The following is a 15,498-nucleotide window of genomic DNA, read 5'->3' as shown; positions in this document are numbered from 1 at the left end:
CCGCGCCCCGCGCGGGGTCTTCGGCATGTCCGGCCCCAACACCGCACCCCCTCCTCCCTCCCCCCTCCCCATGAGACACGCATCAAAATTTTGAGACATGAATGTCTCAGTTGCGCTATCCTCATCTCATGGCAACCGACCGCGACTCCGTCCTGGAGGCAGCCGTGGGCATCCTGTCCCGGCGCCCGACGGCCCATCTCGACGAGATCGCCCGCGCCGCCGGCATCAGCCGCGCCACACTGCACCGGATCTTCCCGGGCCGCGAGGCGCTGATCCTGGAGGTGGGCGCCCTCGGCCTGCGCCGTTTCTCCGCCGCGCTCGACACCGCGCGGGTCGAGGAGGGCAACGCCGAGGCCGCGCTGCGCCGCCTGGTGGACGCGGTGGTGCCGGATGCCGCGCTGTGCGCCTTCCTGGCCGGGGAGAACCAGCTGTACGACCACGAGGAGATCAACGACCTCTGGGAGCTCCAGGACGCCCGGGTCCGCGCGCTGTTCCTGCGCGGCCAGCAGGAGGGGGTGTTCCGCGTCGAGCTCTCGGCCGCCTGGCTGAGCGAGGCGTTCTTCGACCTGGTGGCCGGCATCGGCTGGGCCGTGCAGGAAGGCCGGCTCGCCCCCCGCGAAAGCGCGTTCTCGCTCGCCGAGCTGTTCCTCGGCGGTGCTCTACGGAGATCTGATACCCCATGAGTTCCACCCCCGTCGTCACCCGGCCCGCCCACCGCTGGGCCGGTCTCGGCGTCCTCGTGCTCGCCGTCACCCTGGTGGCGGTGGACGCGACGGTGCTCTCCCTCGCCATCCCCTCCATCACCGAAACCCTCCGCCCGTCCGGCACCCAGCTGCTCTGGATCGGCGACGTCTACTCCTTCGTGCTGGCCGGCCTGCTGGTGTCGATGGGCGCGCTCAGCGACCGGCTGGGCCGCAAGCGGGTGCTGCTGGCCGGTTCGGCCGCGTTCGGCGCGGCCTCGCTGCTGGCGGCGTACGCGCCGGGCCCGGGCTGGCTGATCGTGGCCCGGGCGCTGCTCGGCGTGGCGGGCGCGACGATCATGCCGTCCACGCTGTCGCTGATCCGCACGCTGTTCCCGGACGCGAAGGAGCGGGCCACCGCGATCGGCGTCTGGGGCGCGGGCGCGGCGGCCGGTGCCGCGCTGGGCCCGCTGGTGGGCGGGGTACTGCTGGAGCACTTCTGGTGGGGGTCGGTGTTCCTGCTGAACCTGCCGGTGATGGTGCTGCTGCTGGCGCTCGGCGGCTGGCTGCTGCCGGAGTCCCGCGATCCGCGCCCGGGCCGGTGGGACGTGGGGAGCGTGCTGCTCTCGATGGCCGGTGTGATCGGCGTGGTGTACGGCGTCAAGGAGTTCGCCGTGCACGGCCCGGAGCAGTGGACGGCCCCGCTGGTGTTCGTGCTGGGCGCGGCCGCGCTGGCGGTGTTCGTGCGGCGCCAGCTCCGCCTGGAGACCCCGCTGCTGGACGTCCGACTGTTCCGGAACGCGCGCTTCACGGCCGCGGTGGTGTCCTCGCTGATCTGCCTGATCGGCTTGTCCGGCGTGATCTTCTTCATGTCGCAGTACCTCCAGCTGGTCCGCGGCTACTCCCCGCTGCACGCGGGCTTCGCCGAGATGCCGGCCTTCGTCGGCTCGGTGGCGGGCGGCCTGCTGACGGCCCGGCTGGTGCGGCGCGCGGGCGCCCGCCGGGTGCTGACGGCGAGCCTGTTCGTGATGGGCCTGGGCATCGGCCTGCTGGGCTTCGTCCGGGTGGACAGCGCCTACCTGCTGCTCGGCTCGTCCTTCCTGGCGCTGGGCACCGCCGAGGGCGTGGTGTACACGCTCTCCTCGGACCTGGTGCTGGGTGCCGCCCCGGCCGACAAGGCGGGTGCCGCCTCGGCCGTGTCGGAGACGGCGTACGAGCTGGGCGCGGCGCTGGGCATCGCCCTGGTCGGCTCGATCGTGACGGCCCTGTACGCGGGGTCGCTGTCCGTCCCGGCGGGCACCGACCCGGCGCTCGCGGAGCAGGCCGGCCAGTCGCTGGGCGGCGCGATCGAGGCCGCGGCCGTCCTTCCGGCGGGCCCGGCCGGGCAGTTGCTCACCGCCGCGAACAGCGCGTTCGTGCACGGGATCACGGTCGCGGCCTGGGTCTCGGCGGTCCTGCTCCTGGCCTCCGCCGCCCTCGCCCACCACCTCCTGCGCACCCGCCCCGACCGCCCCGCGGAACCCATCGCCACCACTCAGCCCGCCGCAGGAACCATCAGCACCGCTCAGCCCAGCACGGAAACCACCGCCCCCGCGCACCGCTGACGCCCCGTCAGGGGTGGTCCGCCAGGTACGCCACCAGCCGGTCGGTGTCCTGCCGGGTCCACCCCTCGGGCGGCGCGATCCGCGCCCACGCCTCGGCGGGCATCAGCCCGTAGCGGTGCCCGTGCCCCTCGGGCACCGCCTCGGAGGCGGCCAGGTCGCAGGTGACCTGCCAGAACGTCACCAGCGGGTACCACCGCATGGTCGGGGAGACGTCGTGGGCCCGCTGCCCGTTCAGCCACTCGGGTCTGCGCCAGACCAGCGCGGGTTCCCACCACACCACCGGGTCGCTGCCGTTCTGCAGGTAGACCACCCGCGGCTGTTCCCAGGCGGCGCCGGCCGGCACCGCGAAGTCGGAGGACCGCTGGGCGAACCGCACGTGCTGCCCGTCCCGGTAGACCGGCCGCCAGACGGGGCTGCCGGGCTGCCGCCGGGCGGTGACCGTCTCCCGCAGCGGGTTGTCGGGGGTGGGCCCGACCAGCAGCGCTCCCCCGGTCTGCCCGGTCAACTGCTCGACGCCGCCGGGGAAGGCCCGCTCGGTGGCGTACGAGCCGAGGCTCTCGCCGGCCACCATCAGCCGGGGCCGGGAGTCGGCGGGCAGTTGCGACCAGTGCGCGTGCACCGCGTCGTACAGGGCCTTCCCGGCGTCGGTCGCCTCGCCCTCGGTGAGGAAGGAGATCCAGCTCGGCAGGTACGAGTACTGGAAGGCGACCTCGGCGCTGTCGCCGTCGTACAGGTACTCCACCGGTCTGGCGATCCGCTCGTTGACCCAGCCGCTGCCGGTGGTGCCCAGCACCACCAGCACCTTGCGCCGGAAGCCCCCGGCGCGGTCGAGTTCGGCGACCGCGCGCCGGGCCCGCTCGGCCAGTCCGGCGGCGGTCCGGGCGCCCTCGGCGAAGCCCGTCCCGTCCACCGACCGCAGTCCGACGTACGCCCGGACCGGGTCCAGGGCCGGGCGTCCGGTGAAGCCGGAGATCTGCGCGGCGGTGGGGGCGCGGCCGACGAAGTCGCGGCCCTTCGCGCCGAGGCCGGCCCAGCTCTCGTACGACTCGGGGCTGCCGGACAGGGTGGGCGACAGCGGCTGTTCGATGCCGGGCGAGGTGGTGCGGTCGGCCAGCGCGGCACCGCGTTCGGCCAGGTCGAGCAGCCCGCGCAGCAGGAAGCCCTCGACGAAGCCGACCACCAGGACGGTGGCGAGGGCGGCGGCCCCGGCGGCGGCCGCCCGGTTCGGGACGGCGCGGCCGAGGATCCGCCGCAGCCAGCGGGTGCCGAGCCGGACCGTCCGGGCGCACAGCACCAGCAGCGCGCCGAGCAGCAGGGCGACCGGCAGCACCAGGGCCCACTGCCACCAGCCGATCCGCGGGTCCATGCCGACGGCCCGCCGCAGGTCGCCCTGCCAGCGCACGCTCCACGCGGTGACGGCCACCACCGCGCCGCCGCCGGCCACGGCCAGCACCCACCAGCCGGCCCGCCGCACCCGTTCCCCGAACTCCAGGCCGCACACCCGGGCCACGTACCCGGAGAACGCCCCGATGCCGTAGCCGAACGCGGCGGTGATCGCCCCGGCGGCGGCCTGCAGGTACCAGGGCCGGGGCAGCAGCGAGGGGGTGAAGGACAGCCCGTAGCACAGCAGCGCCCCGGCCGTCGCGCCCCAGCTCGGCCACCGCCGTACGATCCGCTCCCCCACCGCCGCCACCCGCCGCCTCCCGTCCTGTCCCGTCCCGGCGCCCGCACCGGCACCGCCGCGCACCCGCCGCGGCCCGCCATACGTATCTCGCCGCCCGCACCGCCGATCTGACGGGCCGTCGGACTCCTCCCAATGGCGCAGCGCCGCTGGCCCCGGGGGCCGCCGGGCTCCGACGATGGGGGCGTAGGGCGGAGGCGGACGTCCGGTTCCGCATGTCCGGACGCGGGCCGTGGGCCTGCCGGAACGACCGCGGCGCGCACGGGCCCGGCGCGGTTCTGAAAACGACCGCGGCGCGCACGGGCCCGGCGCGGTTCTGAACGAGAGGGTGCATCGGGATGCGAGACGCGGAGCGGAACGGTTCGGGCCGGGGGCTGGTCCGGCAGGGGCCGGTGGGGCCGCCGCGGCGGCGCCCGGTGCGGCGCGGGCTGCGGGTGTCGCTGGCGGTGGCCGGCGCGGCCGCCGGGATCGCGGTGATCGCGGCCTGCGGCGGCACCTCGGGCGAGAACCCGGTGCAGGCGGCGATGTCGACGTTCACGGTCGGGGCGTCGCCGGAGACGGCGAACTTCTCGGGCGAGCCGCCGTCCGCCTTCGCGTCCGCGCACGAGTCGGCGCTGGCCTCGGTGTCGGCCGCGGAGGCCAGCGCCTCCGAGCGCGCCGCCTCCTTCGAGGCGTCCGCCAACGCCCAGTTGGCGGCCACCCGGGCGAAGGCCGCGGAGGTGCTGGCGGCCGTCCCGGACGCGGGCAACGCGATGACGGACGTGACGCTGACCGGTGTGCCGAACTCGACCTCCGGCGACCTGACCGCGGCGATCATCACGGTCACCAACAGCACCACCGAGACCCGGTCCTACGCGATCCAGGTCGACTTCACCGACAACACCGGCAAGAGCGTGGACAGCCAGGTGATCGGCGTGGAGCACCTGGCGGCGGGCGCGACGGCCAATCCGGTGGCGTTCAGCAAGCTGGGCAAGGACACCAACCTGCTCCCGGTGGTGGTCAAGGCCTACCGCTACTGACCGGGCGCCGAACGCCGGTATGCCTGCCGCTCGACCGGTCGAGCGGCAGGCACACCGGCGTTCGGCCGGTCCGTCGTCCCGGTACCGGGTCGATGGGCCACCGGGTCAGTTGACGGAGCGGAGGATGACGTCCTCGTAGTCCCAGGCCGGGTCCTCGCCGCCGTCCGGCCCGGCCGCGGTCTCGAGACCGCTCTCGAGACCGTTCTCGAGGTCGGCCTCAAGACTGCTCTCGGGGCCGGCCTCGACGCCGGCGACGGGTTCCGCGAACCCGAGATCGGTACGGAGACCGGCGTGGAAGTCGGTGCGGAGGTCGGTGCGGCCGGCGCCGGCGGGGCGCAGTTCGGCGGCCAGGAGTTCGGTCGGCTCGGCGATTCGTCCATTCTGCGTGTCCATGGATCCATAGTGGTTCGGGCTGCCGGTACGGGCCCGCTGCCCGGCCGCAGAGCCCCCCGATCGGGTGTACGGGTGGTACCCGCCTCCCCCTTTCCGGCCACCGCCACCCGGTCGGCGGGTGCGGGCAACCCGTGCGCGCCAACCCGGCTGGCCGGGCCCGGGGCGCGACCTTAGCTTCGAGGCGGCGGACCGGCCCGCATGCCGTCCGTGACCGCGACGTCTGGAAGCCGGCTGCTCTTCGATGACTGCTCTCCTCTCTCCGGCGCGCCCGCTGATCCGGGCCGCTGCCGTTCTGCTGTCCTGCGCCGCCACGGTGCCCGCCGGGCTGGCCGCCGCCCCGGCCGCGGCGGCCCCCACCGGCCCGACCGTGCACCGGGTCGCGCCCGGTGCCTCCGTCCAGGCCGCCCTGGACGCGGCCGCTCCCGGCGACGTGGTGGAGCTCGCCGCGGGCCGCTACCCGGGTAGCGTGACCCTCTCCACCGACCGCGTGACCCTGCGCGGCCAGGGCGTCGCCACCGTCCTGGTGCCCGATCCGGCCGACCGCGGCGCCTGCGCGCGGGCCGGCAACGGCGTGTGCGTGACGGGCAGTTCGGACCCGCAGGGCGTGCCGGTGCACACGGTGTCGGGGGTGGTGGTGGAAGCGCTGACGGTCGCGGGCTTCCCGCGCAACGGCGTGGGCGCGGCCGTCACCGACCGGCTGACGGTGCGCGGGGTGGCGGCGCACGACAACGGCCTGCAGGGCATCAGTGTCGAGATGTCGACCCGTACCGCGCTGACCGACAACGAGGCCCGGGACAACGGCCAGGCGGGGATCTTCGTCGCCAACTGGTACGACCGCAAGGGCGGTGCGCTGGAGACCCTCGGCACCGAGGTGTCCGAGAACCGGCTGACCGGGAACCGGATCGGCCTGCAGCTGCGCCGGGTGCGCGGGCTGACGGTGGCGGCCAACCTGGCGTCCGGGAACTGCGGCGGCGTGTTCGTGGTCGGCGACGACGGGGTGCCGCGGGCGGGGGCGCTGACCGTGCGGGACAACGTGGTGCGGGCGAACAACCGGTACTGCCCGCCCAATCCGCGGCTCGACTTCGTCCAGGGCACCGGCATCCTGCTGACCGGCACCGAGGACGTCACGGTCTCCGGCAACCAGGTCAGCGACCACACCGGCGCGTCCCCGATGTCGGGCGGCATCGTGCTGTACCCGAGCGTGGTCGGCGCGCCCAACGCCCGGGCCACCGTCACCGGGAACGCGCTGCGCGACAACCGGCCCGCCGACCTCGCCGACCGGGATCCGCGCGGCACCGGCAACACCTTCACCGGCAACGTCTGCGGCGCCTCCGAGCCCGCCGGCCACTGCTGATCCCCACTCGCCCCTCCGCTCGTCCTCCGAAGAAAGGCCATGCCCGTGACCTCCGCCCCCACCACCGCCCCGCCGAACCCGACCGCGCCCCAGGCCCCGGCCGTCCCGCCCGCGATGCTGCTGCGCGAGCTGGTGTTCGGCGCCGCCTGCGCGGGTGCGGTCCGTGCCGCCGCGAGCCTGCGGCTGCCGGACGCGCTGGAGCAGGAGCCCGCCACCGCCGAGGAGTTGGCCGGGCGGCTGGACGTCGAGCCCGGCCCGCTGCGGCGGCTGCTGCGCGCGCTGGCCTGCTACGAGGTGTTCGCCGAGGACGCCGACGGCCGCTACCGGCACACCCCGCTGTCGCGCCTGCTGCGCGCCGACGAGCCGGGCAGCCTGCGCGACATCGCCCTGTGGTGCACCGAGCCGTGGACCTGGCAGTCCTGGTCCCGGCTGGACGACGCGGTGCGCACCGGGCGCAGCGTGTTCGGCGACGCCTTCGGCAAGGAGTTCTTCCAGTACCTGCACGACGACGCGCCGGAGTCCGCCGCGCTGTTCAACCGGGCGATGACCCAGTCCAGCCGGCAGTCCGCGCAGGACCTGGCGGGTTTCCTCGACCTGGCGGGCGTCGCCTCGGTGGCCGACATCGGCGGCGGCCAGGGCCAGGTGCTGGCCGAGCTGATGGAGCGCCACCCCGGTCTGCACGGCACCCTGCTGGACCTGCCGAAGGTGGTCGAGCACGCGGACCCGCGGCTGCTGCCGGGCGGTTCGCTGGCCGACCGGGTCCGGCTGGTGCCCGGGGACTGCCGCACCGCCGTGCCGGTGCAGGCGGACCTGTACCTGGTGAAGAACATCCTGGAGTGGGACGACGACTCCACCCGCCGGACGCTGCGCAACCTGCGCCAGGTGGCCCGGCCGGGCGCCCGGGTGGTGATCGTGGAGAACCTGGTGGACGACTCCCCCTCGATGCGGTTCACCACCGCGATGGACCTGCTGCTCCTGCTGAACGTCGGCGGCGCCAAGCACACCCTGGGCAGCCTGACCGCGCTGATCGCCGAGTCCGGCCTGCGGCTGGACGCGGTCGCCCCGGTCAACCCGTACCTGCACGCCTTCTCCTGCACCGTGCCGTAGCGGGACGTGACGGAAGGGGCCGCCCGGAGGGTTCCGGGCGGCCCCTTCCGTCACGTCCCGGTCAGTGCGCGGCGGCCTCCTCGGCGGCCATCTCGGCGACCAGTCCGGTGGTGTGCCGGCCGGCCCGGAAGCGCGGGTCGGCGAGGGTGCGGCGCAGGTAGCCGGTGGTGGTGCGGACGGTGGGGCCGTCGATCCGGAACTCGCCGAGGGCCCGGTCGAGCCGGGCGATCGCCTGTTCGCGGTCGGGCGCCCAGGCGACGGTCTTGGCCAGCAGCGAGTCGTAGTCGGGGCCGATCAGCCAGCCCGGGTAGGCGTGGGTGTCGACCCGGACGAACGGGCCGCCGGGCGGGACGAACTCGGTGAGCAGCCCGGGGGTGGGCAGGAAGCCGCGGTCGGGGTCCTCGGCGTTGACCCGGGCCTCGACGGCGGCGCCGCGCGGCCGGACGGCGTCCTGGCGCAGGGTGAGCGGTTCGCTGGCGGCGATGGTGAGCTGTTCGCGGACCAGGTCGATGCCGGTGACCATCTCGGTGACGGGGTGCTCCACCTGGAGACGGCAGTTGACCTCCATCAGGTGGAACCGGCCGTCGGGGGCGAGCACGAACTCGAAGGTGGCGGCGCCGACGTAGCCGACGGCGAGCGCGCCGCGGACGGCGGCGGCGCAGATCTCGCGGCGCAGCGGGTCGGGCAGGTTGGGCGCCGGGGACTCCTCGATCAGCTTCTGGTGGCGGCGCTGCACGGAGCAGTCGCGTTCGGCGAGGTGGACGGCGTTGCCGTGGCTGTCGCAGAGCACCTGGACCTCGATGTGCCGGGCGCCGTCCACGTAGCGTTCCAGGTAGAGCCGTTCGTCGCCGAAGACGGCGCGGGCGTGGGCCCGGGTCTCCTGGTAGGCGCCGGCCATGTCGGCGTCGTCGCGGACCACGGCCATGCCGCGTCCGCCGCCGCCGGCCACCGCCTTGAGGATGACGGGGTAGCCGACCCGGGCGGCGGTGGCGCGGGCCTCGGCGGGGCTGCGGACGGCGCCGACCGAGCCGGGCAGCACGGGCAGTCCGGCCTCGCCCATCAGGCGGCGGGCGACGGCCTTGTCGCCGAGCTGCTCCATGACGCGCGGCGGCGGGCCGATGAAGGTCAGGCCGTTGGCCTCGCAGATCTCGGCGAAGTCGGGGTCCTCGGAGAGGAAGCCGTAGCCGGGGTGGACGGCCTGGGCGCCGGTGAGCTTGGCGGCCTCGACGATGGAGGGGATGTGCAGGTAGCTGAGCCGGGCGGTGGGCGGCCCGAGGTGGACGGCGCGGTCGGCGAAGCGGACCACCGCCGAGTCGCGGTCGGCGGTGGAGTGCACGGCGACGGTGCGGATGCCCATCTCCCGGCAGGTGCGGGCGATCCGCAGGGCGATCTCGCCGCGGTTGGCGATCAGCACGGTGGAGAACACGCCGCCCCCTCAGGCCGGTTCGACGGCGATCAGCCGCTGCTGGAACTCGACGGGCGTGCCGTCCTCGGCCAGGATCTCCACCACCCGCCCGGCGGTGTCGGCCTCGACGGGGCTCATCATCTTCATCACCTCGAGGATGCCGATCGGCTGGCCGACCGCCACGGTGTCGCCGACGCTGACGAACGGCGGCGCGCCGGGCTCGGGCGAGCGGTAGAAGGTGCCGACCATCGGCGCGCGCACGTGCCGGGCGGTGCCCTCGTCGGGCGGTTCGTCCGCCGCGGGGGGAGCGGCCGCGACGACCTGCTGCTCCCCGACCGGCCATTCGACCTCGACGGCGGTGCCCAGGTGTTCGAGCCGGATCCGGCTGGGCGGGCGGGTGGTGGTGCGGGCGAGTTCGGCGACGCTGCGGCACAGCGCGGTGAGGTCGGCGACCGGGTCCGCGACGGCGCCGTCGCCGATCAGGGTGATCCGGCCGCGCTGGGCCTCGTGCTTCACCTCGACGGTCATGGCTGGCTCCAATCTGCCGCGGCCGCGCCGGTGCCGGTGTCGGTGCCGTAGCGGTGGAAGCGGGCCCGGCGGTCGGCGCGCAGCCGGTCCGGGTCCCAGGGGATCAGTTCGTGCAGGGCCGCGGTGACGGCGGCCTCCAGCAGGTCGGCGGCGGCGGCGTGGTCCTGGTGGGCGCCGGCGGGCGGTTCGGGGACGATGCCGTCGACGATGCCGAGGCTGAGCAGGTCGCCGGGGTGCAGCCGGAGCGAGGCGGCGGCCGCGGGGGCGGCCTGCGGGTCCTTCCACAGGATGGCGGCGCAGCCCTCGGGGCTGATCACCGAGTAGGTGCCGTTGGCGCAGACCAGCACCCGGTCGGCGACGGCCAGGGCGAGCGCGCCGCCGCTGCCGCCCTCGCCGATCAGTACGGCGACGATCGGGACGGGCAGCCGGGCCATCAGCCGGAGGTTCTCGGCGATGGCGGCGGCCTGCCCGCCGGTCTCGGCCTCGGGGCCGGGGTTGGCGCCGGGGGTGTCGATCAGGGTGACGACGGGGATGCCCAGTTTGGCGGCCAGCCGCATCAGCCGGGCGGCCTTGCGGTAGCCGGAGGGCTGGGCCATGCCGAAGTTGCGGCGGCGGCGCTCGCCCAGGTCGGGGCCGCCCTTGTGGTGGCCGATCAGGACGACGGGGGTGCCGGCCAGGCGCCCGGTGCCGGCCACGATGGCGGGGCAGTCCTCGGCGAGCCGGTCGCCGTGCAGTTCCTGGAAGTCGTCGACCAGGCGGCGGACGTAGTCGAGGGTGGTGGGCCGTTCGGGGTGCCGGGCGAGCCGGACGCTGCGCCAGGGGTCGCGGCCGACCAGGTCGTCGGCGGCGCGCAGGATGGCGGCGCCGTCGCCGGGCGGCAGCGGGCCGGTGACGGCGCGCAGGCCGAGCAGCCGGCCGAGGACGGGGCGCAGGCCGACCCGGGGGACGACGTCGTCGACCATGCCGTGGGCGAGCAGGAACTCGGCGGTCTGGAAGCCCTCGGGGAGTTTCCCGCCGGTGGTCTGTTCGATGACGCGCGGCCCGGCGAAGCCCATCCGGGCGCCGGGTTCGGCGAGGATCACGTCGGCGAGGGTGGCGAAGGAGGCGGCGACGCCGCCGTAGGTGGGGTCGGTGACGATCGAGACGGTGAGGACGCCGGCCTCGTCGAGTTCGGCCATCGCCTGGGCGGTCTTGGCCATCTGCATCAGCGACAGCACGCCCTCCTGCATCCGGGCGCCGCCGCTGGCGGTGACCAGCACCAGCGGGACGCGCCGTTCCAGGCTGGTGCGGGCGGCGTGGGTGATCAGGGCGCCGACGGCGCAGCCGAGGCTGCCGCCGAGGAAGCGGAAGTCCATCACGGCGACGACGCAGGGCTGGCCCTCGACGGTGCCGGCGGCGCACAGCACGGCCTCGGGCAGGCCGGTGTCGGCGCGGGCCCGCTCCAGGCGTTCGGCGTAGGGCCGGCTGTCGACGAAGCCGAGCGGGTCGTGCAGGGCGGGCACCGGTCCGATGCTCTCGGCGGTGCCCGGGTCGAGCAGTTGGTCGAGCCGCTCGGGGGCGGTGAGCCGCCCGTGGTGCCCGCAGTCGGGGCACACGTGCAGGGCGCGCGTCCAGCGTTTGCCGTAGACCAGGGCGCCGCAGCCTGCGCAGCGCACCCAGTCCGCCGGTTCGGTCCGCTCGGCCACGGCGGCTCTCCCTTCCCTGCTGCGTACGCGGTGCGTACGGGGTTCAGCGGTCCCAGCGGTAGAACTCGTGCGCCATGGCGTCCTTGGGGCTGCGCCAGGTCGCCGGGTCGTAGGCGTCGACGTAGACGGCGAGGCGTTCGCTGACGTCGCGGAACTCGGGGTGCGCGGCGTACTTGGCGACCTCGGGTCCGGCGGGGCGCTCGGACTCGATGAGGTGCAGGTAGACGTCGCCGAACTGGAACAGGCTGCGGCCGCTGACGCCGATCAGGCCGGGCAGGGCGCCGCGGTCGGAGTCGGCGAAGACGCCGGCGATGTGGTCGGCGGTGCCGGGCTTCATCCGGGCGACGATCAGGGCGCGGTGCACGTCGTTCATCCGACCGCTCCGGCGCGGTGCTCGACCTTGGCGCGGATCAGCTCCATCTGGACCTTGGAGTTCTGGTTGATCCGGTCGGTCATGCCCTGGTCGTCGACGGGGGCGGTGGGCTTCATGGCGAAGTCCTGGATCCAGCGCATGCTGGTGCCCTGCGGGTGCTCCTCGTACTCCCAGCGGATCTCCATGAACTCGAACGGGCCGGGTTCGACCCGGCGGGCCCGGACGGCGAGCTTGTCGCGGTCGGCCTCGCGCTCGGAGACCCAGCTCCAGACCTGGCCGTTCTCGTCGGGGTGCATGGTGAGCCGGAAGCGGACCAGCTCGCCCTGCCGGTCGAGGACCTCGACGGAGGCGTACTCGCTGAACAGTTGGGGCCAGTTCTCCAGGTCGTTGGTGACGTCCCAGACCAGGTCGAGGGGCGCGTTGATGACGATCGTGTTGTCGGTGTGTCCGGGCATCTCAGGCACCAGCCTTCACGGTGGAGTTGACGGTCTGCAGGAACTCGGCGACGGGGCGGCCGAGCAGGTCGGAGGAGTCGATGGAGACGCCGTAGCGGTTCTCCACGTCGGCGAGGACGCCGAGCACGCCGAGCGAGTCGACGCCGAGGTCGAGGAACATGCAGCCGGGGTCGGCGAGTTCGTCGACGGTGACGGCGACGCCGGCCCGGGTCTTGATCAGGGTGGCGAGTTCCTCGTAGGTGATCTCGGAGGCCATGTCGTGCTCCTTCGGGGGTCAGGGGCGGCGCAGCACCAGGGCGGCGTTGGAGCCCATCAGGCCGCGGCTGAGCACCAGGGCGGTGCGCAGTTCGGCGGCCCGCGGGTAGCCGGTGACCAGGTCGAGGCCGTGCGGGCAGTCCGCGGTGTGCGGGGTGGGCGGGACCAGGCCGTGTTCGAGGGCGAGCACGGCGGCGGCGGTGTCCAGGGCGGGGGCGCCGCAGTGGGCGCGGCCGAGGCCGGCCTTGGGGGCGGTGACGGGGACGCGTCCGGCGTGGTCGCCGAGGGCGTCGGCGAGGGCGAGCGCCTCGGCGCGGTCGGCCTCGGGGACGCCGAGGGCGTCGGCGAAGACCACGTCGACCTCGTCGGGGGCGCAGTGCGCTTCGGCGAGGGCGCCGCGGATCGCGTGGGCGAGCCCTTCGCGGCTCTCGCTCCAGCGGGCGGCGCCGGTGAAGGTCGCGGTGTGGCCGGCGATCCGGGCCCGGGGGCGGGCGCCGCGCAAGCGGGCGGTGTGCTCGTCCTCGACGACGAACATGGCGCCGCCCTCGGCGGGGACGAACCCGGCCGCGTCGCTGCCGAATGGGCGGTAGGCGCGTTCGGGGTCCTCGGTGGTGGACAGTCCGGGGTAGCCGAGCTGGCAGACCATCGAGTAGGGGGCGACGGGGGCCTCGGCGGCGCCGGCCAGTACGGCGTCGGTGCCGCGGGCGACGGCCCGGGCGGCGTGCGCGAGGGCGTCGAGGCCGCCGGCCTCGTCGGAGGCGACCACGCCGCAGGGGCCCTTGAAGCCGCCGCGGATGGAGATCTGGCCGGTGGAGGCGGCGTAGAACCAGGCGATCGACTGGTAGGGGCCGACGTGGTGCGGCCCCTCGGCCCACAGGTGCTGGAGTTCGCGCTGGCCGAACTCGCCGCCGCCGGAGCCGGCCGCGGTGACCACGGCGACGGCGAACGGGTCGTCGGGGTGGTCGGCCAGGTCGGCGTCGGCCATGGCGAGTTCGGCCGCGGCCATGGCGAAGTGGGTGAACCGGTCGGTCTGGACGAGGTAGCGCGGTTCGACGTACTCCTCGGCGTCGAAGCCGCGGACCAGGCCGGCGACCTTGAGCGGCAGGTTCTCGCAGCCCTCCCGGTCGATCGGGGCGAGCGCCGAGCGGCCCTCGCGCAGGGCCTTCCAGTAGTCGTCGGCGCCGATGCCGTTGGGCGCGACCACGCCGACTCCGGTGATCACCGCGCAGCGTTGGTTCATGCGGCCGCCTCCACCCTGCTCAGCACCACCGCGGACTGGAAGCCGCCGAAGCCGCTGCCGACCGACAGCACGTGGCGCAGCGGCAGTTCGCGGGCGGTGCGGGGGACGTAGTCGAGGTCGCACTCGGGGTCGGGCTCGGTGTAGTTCGCGGTGGGCGGGACGACGCCGTGGTGCAGGGCGAGGGTGCAGGCGACGAGTTCGATGGCGCCGATCGCGCCGAGCGAGTGCCCGACCATCGACTTGATGGAGCTCATCGGGACGCGCCGGGCGTGCTCGCCGAGCGAGCGCTTGACGGCGGCGGTCTCGTGCCGGTCGTTCTGCTTGGTGCCGGAGCCGTGCGCGTTGACGTAGTCGACGGCCTCGCCGGGGAGTCCGGCGTGGGCCAGGGCCCGGTCGATGGCCCGGGACATCTCCAGGCCCTCCTGGGTGAGGCCGGTCATGTGGTACGCGTTGCCGAAGGTGGCGAAGCCGCCGAGTTCGGCGTAGATCCGGGCGCCGCGCCGCTCGGCGTGCTCCCACTCCTCCAGGACCAGGACGGCGCCGCCCTCGCCGAGCACGAAGCCGTCCCGTCCGGCGTCGAAGGGGCGGGAGGCGTGCTCGGCGTCGTCGTTGCGGGCCGAGGTGGCCTTGATGGCGTCGAAGCAGGCGACGGTGATCGGGGAGATCGGCGAGTCGCAGGCTCCGGCGACGATCACGTCGGCGCGGCCCTCCTCGATGGCGAGGGCGGCGTAGCCGACGGCGTCCAGGCCGGAGGTGCAGCCGGTGGAGACGGTCTGCACGGGGCCGTGGGCGCCGATCTGCTCGGCGACGGCGGAGGCCAGGGTGGACGGGGAGAAGGCCCGCTCCAGGTGCGGCGCGGCGGGGGCGTGGTCGACGTCCCAGTGTTCGCCGCGGCCGCTGACCAGCACGTAGTCGCGCTCCAGCCGGGTGGTGCCGCCGACGGCGGTGCCGAGCGAGACGCCGATCCGCCAGGGGTCCTCGCGCGCCGGGTCGAGTCCGGCGTCGGCGACCGCCTCGGCGGCGGCGACCAGCGCGAACTGCACGTACCGGTCGTTGCGGGCGGTCTGCTCGGGGGTGAGGCCGTGGGCAGCGGGGTCGAAGTCGCACTCGGCGGCGATCCGGGAGCGGAAGCCCTCCGGGTCGAACAGGGTGATGCCGCGGGTGGCGGTGCGGCCCTCGGTGAGCAGTGACCAGAACCGGGGGACGCCGATGCCGCCGGGGGCGACCACGCCGATCCCGGTCACCGCGACCCGGCGGGTCACGAGGCCGCCCCGGCCGGTTCCGGCGGTCCCGCCTCGGTGGCGCTCTCCTCGGTGTCGACGTGCCCGAGCTCGGGGCGCGGGGCGAGCGGGCCGAGGTGGAAGACCATCCGGGCCTGGGTGGCGCCGACGTTGCGGAAGCGGTGCCGCATCCCGATCGGGATCATCAGCCCCTGGTCGGGCCGCAGCTGCCGGGTGGCGCCGTCGAGGTCGACCTCCAGCTCGCCGGAGATCACGAACACGAACTCCTCGGAGTACGGGTGGTAGTGCTCGCCGATCCGCTCCCCCGGTTCGACGATCGCCACGCCCATGAATCCGCTGGTGGCGCCGACCGCCGGCGGGGTGAGCATGGCCCGCAGGTCGCCGCCGCGCTTGCGGTTGGGGGGCGCGTCGTCGACGTGGACGATGCGTGGCATCTCGGTGGTCACGGTGGGTTCCTCTCGTGGCGGGCGTGCGGGGG

The 15,498-nt window shown here is 74.8% G+C and carries 16 protein-coding genes; 5 read left to right on the top strand and 11 right to left on the bottom strand.

The window, feature by feature from the left end:
- The first annotated feature begins 128 nt into the window (after positions 1–128).
- Positions 129–683: a TetR/AcrR family transcriptional regulator gene (locus tag OU787_RS33290; protein WP_030461201.1), complete on the top strand. Its 555-nt coding sequence runs from the start codon at positions 129–131 to the stop codon at positions 681–683.
- Positions 680–2,284 carry an MFS transporter gene (locus OU787_RS33285; RefSeq protein WP_268661639.1) on the top strand — a complete coding sequence of 535 codons (1,605 nt, stop codon included), beginning with the start codon at positions 680–682 and terminating at the stop codon, positions 2,282–2,284. Before OU787_RS33290 ends, OU787_RS33285 begins: the two co-directional genes overlap by 4 nt.
- Positions 2,285–2,291: 7 nt before the next feature.
- Here OU787_RS33285 and OU787_RS33280 read toward each other — a convergent pair whose 3' ends face one another.
- Entirely contained in the window at positions 2,292–3,977 is a 1,686-nt protein-coding gene (locus OU787_RS33280; protein ID WP_268661638.1) for an alpha/beta hydrolase, read from the bottom strand.
- A 326-nt stretch (positions 3,978–4,303) separates the two neighbouring features.
- Here OU787_RS33280 and OU787_RS33275 point away from each other — a divergent pair, with 326 nt between their 5' ends.
- On the top strand, positions 4,304–4,984 hold the full coding sequence (locus tag OU787_RS33275; RefSeq protein ID WP_268661637.1) for a hypothetical protein: 681 nt from the start codon (positions 4,304–4,306) through the stop codon (positions 4,982–4,984).
- A 105-nt stretch (positions 4,985–5,089) separates the two neighbouring features.
- Here OU787_RS33275 and OU787_RS33270 read toward each other — a convergent pair whose 3' ends face one another.
- Positions 5,090–5,377: a hypothetical protein gene (locus OU787_RS33270; RefSeq protein ID WP_268661636.1), complete on the bottom strand. Its 288-nt coding sequence runs from the start codon at positions 5,375–5,377 to the stop codon at positions 5,090–5,092.
- Positions 5,378–5,618: 241 nt separating this feature from the next.
- Between OU787_RS33270 and OU787_RS33265 the strand changes: the two genes are divergently transcribed.
- Both OU787_RS33265 and OU787_RS33260 read left to right on the top strand, forming a co-directional pair.
- Positions 5,619–6,731: a right-handed parallel beta-helix repeat-containing protein gene (locus tag OU787_RS33265; RefSeq protein ID WP_268661635.1), complete on the top strand. Its 1,113-nt coding sequence runs from the start codon at positions 5,619–5,621 to the stop codon at positions 6,729–6,731.
- A 39-nt stretch (positions 6,732–6,770) separates the two neighbouring features.
- Positions 6,771–7,838 (top strand): methyltransferase, encoded by a 1,068-nt coding sequence (locus OU787_RS33260; RefSeq protein WP_268661634.1) that lies wholly within the window; start codon positions 6,771–6,773, stop codon positions 7,836–7,838.
- A 61-nt stretch (positions 7,839–7,899) separates the two neighbouring features.
- Here the strand turns inward: OU787_RS33260 and OU787_RS33255 are convergent, their stop codons facing one another.
- From OU787_RS33255 to OU787_RS33215, 9 genes are read right to left on the bottom strand one after another with little or no spacing between them, the layout of a single operon-like run.
- A complete protein-coding gene (locus tag OU787_RS33255; RefSeq protein WP_268661633.1) occupies positions 7,900–9,264 on the bottom strand; it encodes an acetyl-CoA carboxylase biotin carboxylase subunit in 1,365 nt (454 codons plus the stop codon).
- Between the two features lie 9 nt (positions 9,265–9,273).
- Entirely contained in the window at positions 9,274–9,771 is a 498-nt protein-coding gene (gene accB, locus OU787_RS33250; RefSeq protein WP_030461209.1) for an acetyl-CoA carboxylase biotin carboxyl carrier protein, read from the bottom strand.
- Positions 9,768–11,456, bottom strand: a complete 1,689-nt coding sequence (gene accA / locus OU787_RS33245; RefSeq protein WP_268661632.1) for an acetyl-CoA carboxylase carboxyl transferase subunit alpha — start codon at positions 11,454–11,456, stop codon at positions 9,768–9,770. Before accA ends, accB begins: the two co-directional genes overlap by 4 nt.
- A 43-nt stretch (positions 11,457–11,499) precedes the next feature.
- Positions 11,500–11,820, bottom strand: coding sequence for a TcmI family type II polyketide cyclase (locus OU787_RS33240; RefSeq protein ID WP_030461211.1), 321 nt, complete (start codon positions 11,818–11,820; stop codon positions 11,500–11,502).
- 5 nt (positions 11,821–11,825) lie between these two features.
- The gene (locus OU787_RS33235) at positions 11,826–12,284 is read right to left on the bottom strand and encodes an SRPBCC family protein (protein WP_268661631.1); all 459 of its coding nucleotides are present in this window, start codon (positions 12,282–12,284) and stop codon (positions 11,826–11,828) included.
- A gap of 1 nt (position 12,285) precedes the next feature.
- Positions 12,286–12,540 (bottom strand): acyl carrier protein, encoded by a 255-nt coding sequence (locus tag OU787_RS33230; RefSeq protein WP_030461213.1) that lies wholly within the window; start codon positions 12,538–12,540, stop codon positions 12,286–12,288.
- Between the two features lie 18 nt (positions 12,541–12,558).
- Positions 12,559–13,779 (bottom strand): beta-ketoacyl synthase N-terminal-like domain-containing protein, encoded by a 1,221-nt coding sequence (locus OU787_RS33225; RefSeq protein WP_030461214.1) that lies wholly within the window; start codon positions 13,777–13,779, stop codon positions 12,559–12,561.
- A complete protein-coding gene (locus tag OU787_RS33220; RefSeq protein WP_268661630.1) occupies positions 13,776–15,041 on the bottom strand; it encodes a beta-ketoacyl-[acyl-carrier-protein] synthase family protein in 1,266 nt (421 codons plus the stop codon). Before OU787_RS33220 ends, OU787_RS33225 begins: the two co-directional genes overlap by 4 nt.
- On the bottom strand, positions 15,038–15,466 hold the full coding sequence (locus tag OU787_RS33215) for a cupin domain-containing protein (protein ID WP_030461216.1): 429 nt from the start codon (positions 15,464–15,466) through the stop codon (positions 15,038–15,040). Before OU787_RS33215 ends, OU787_RS33220 begins: the two co-directional genes overlap by 4 nt.
- Positions 15,467–15,498 lie beyond the last annotated feature (32 nt).

The sequence above is a fragment of the Kitasatospora sp. YST-16 genome (assembly GCF_026802215.1).
In the GTDB taxonomy this organism is placed as follows: domain Bacteria; phylum Actinomycetota; class Actinomycetes; order Streptomycetales; family Streptomycetaceae; genus Kitasatospora; species Kitasatospora cineracea.
Note: the sequence above shows the minus strand (reverse complement) of the source record. Positions and strands in the feature narration are given on the sequence as shown.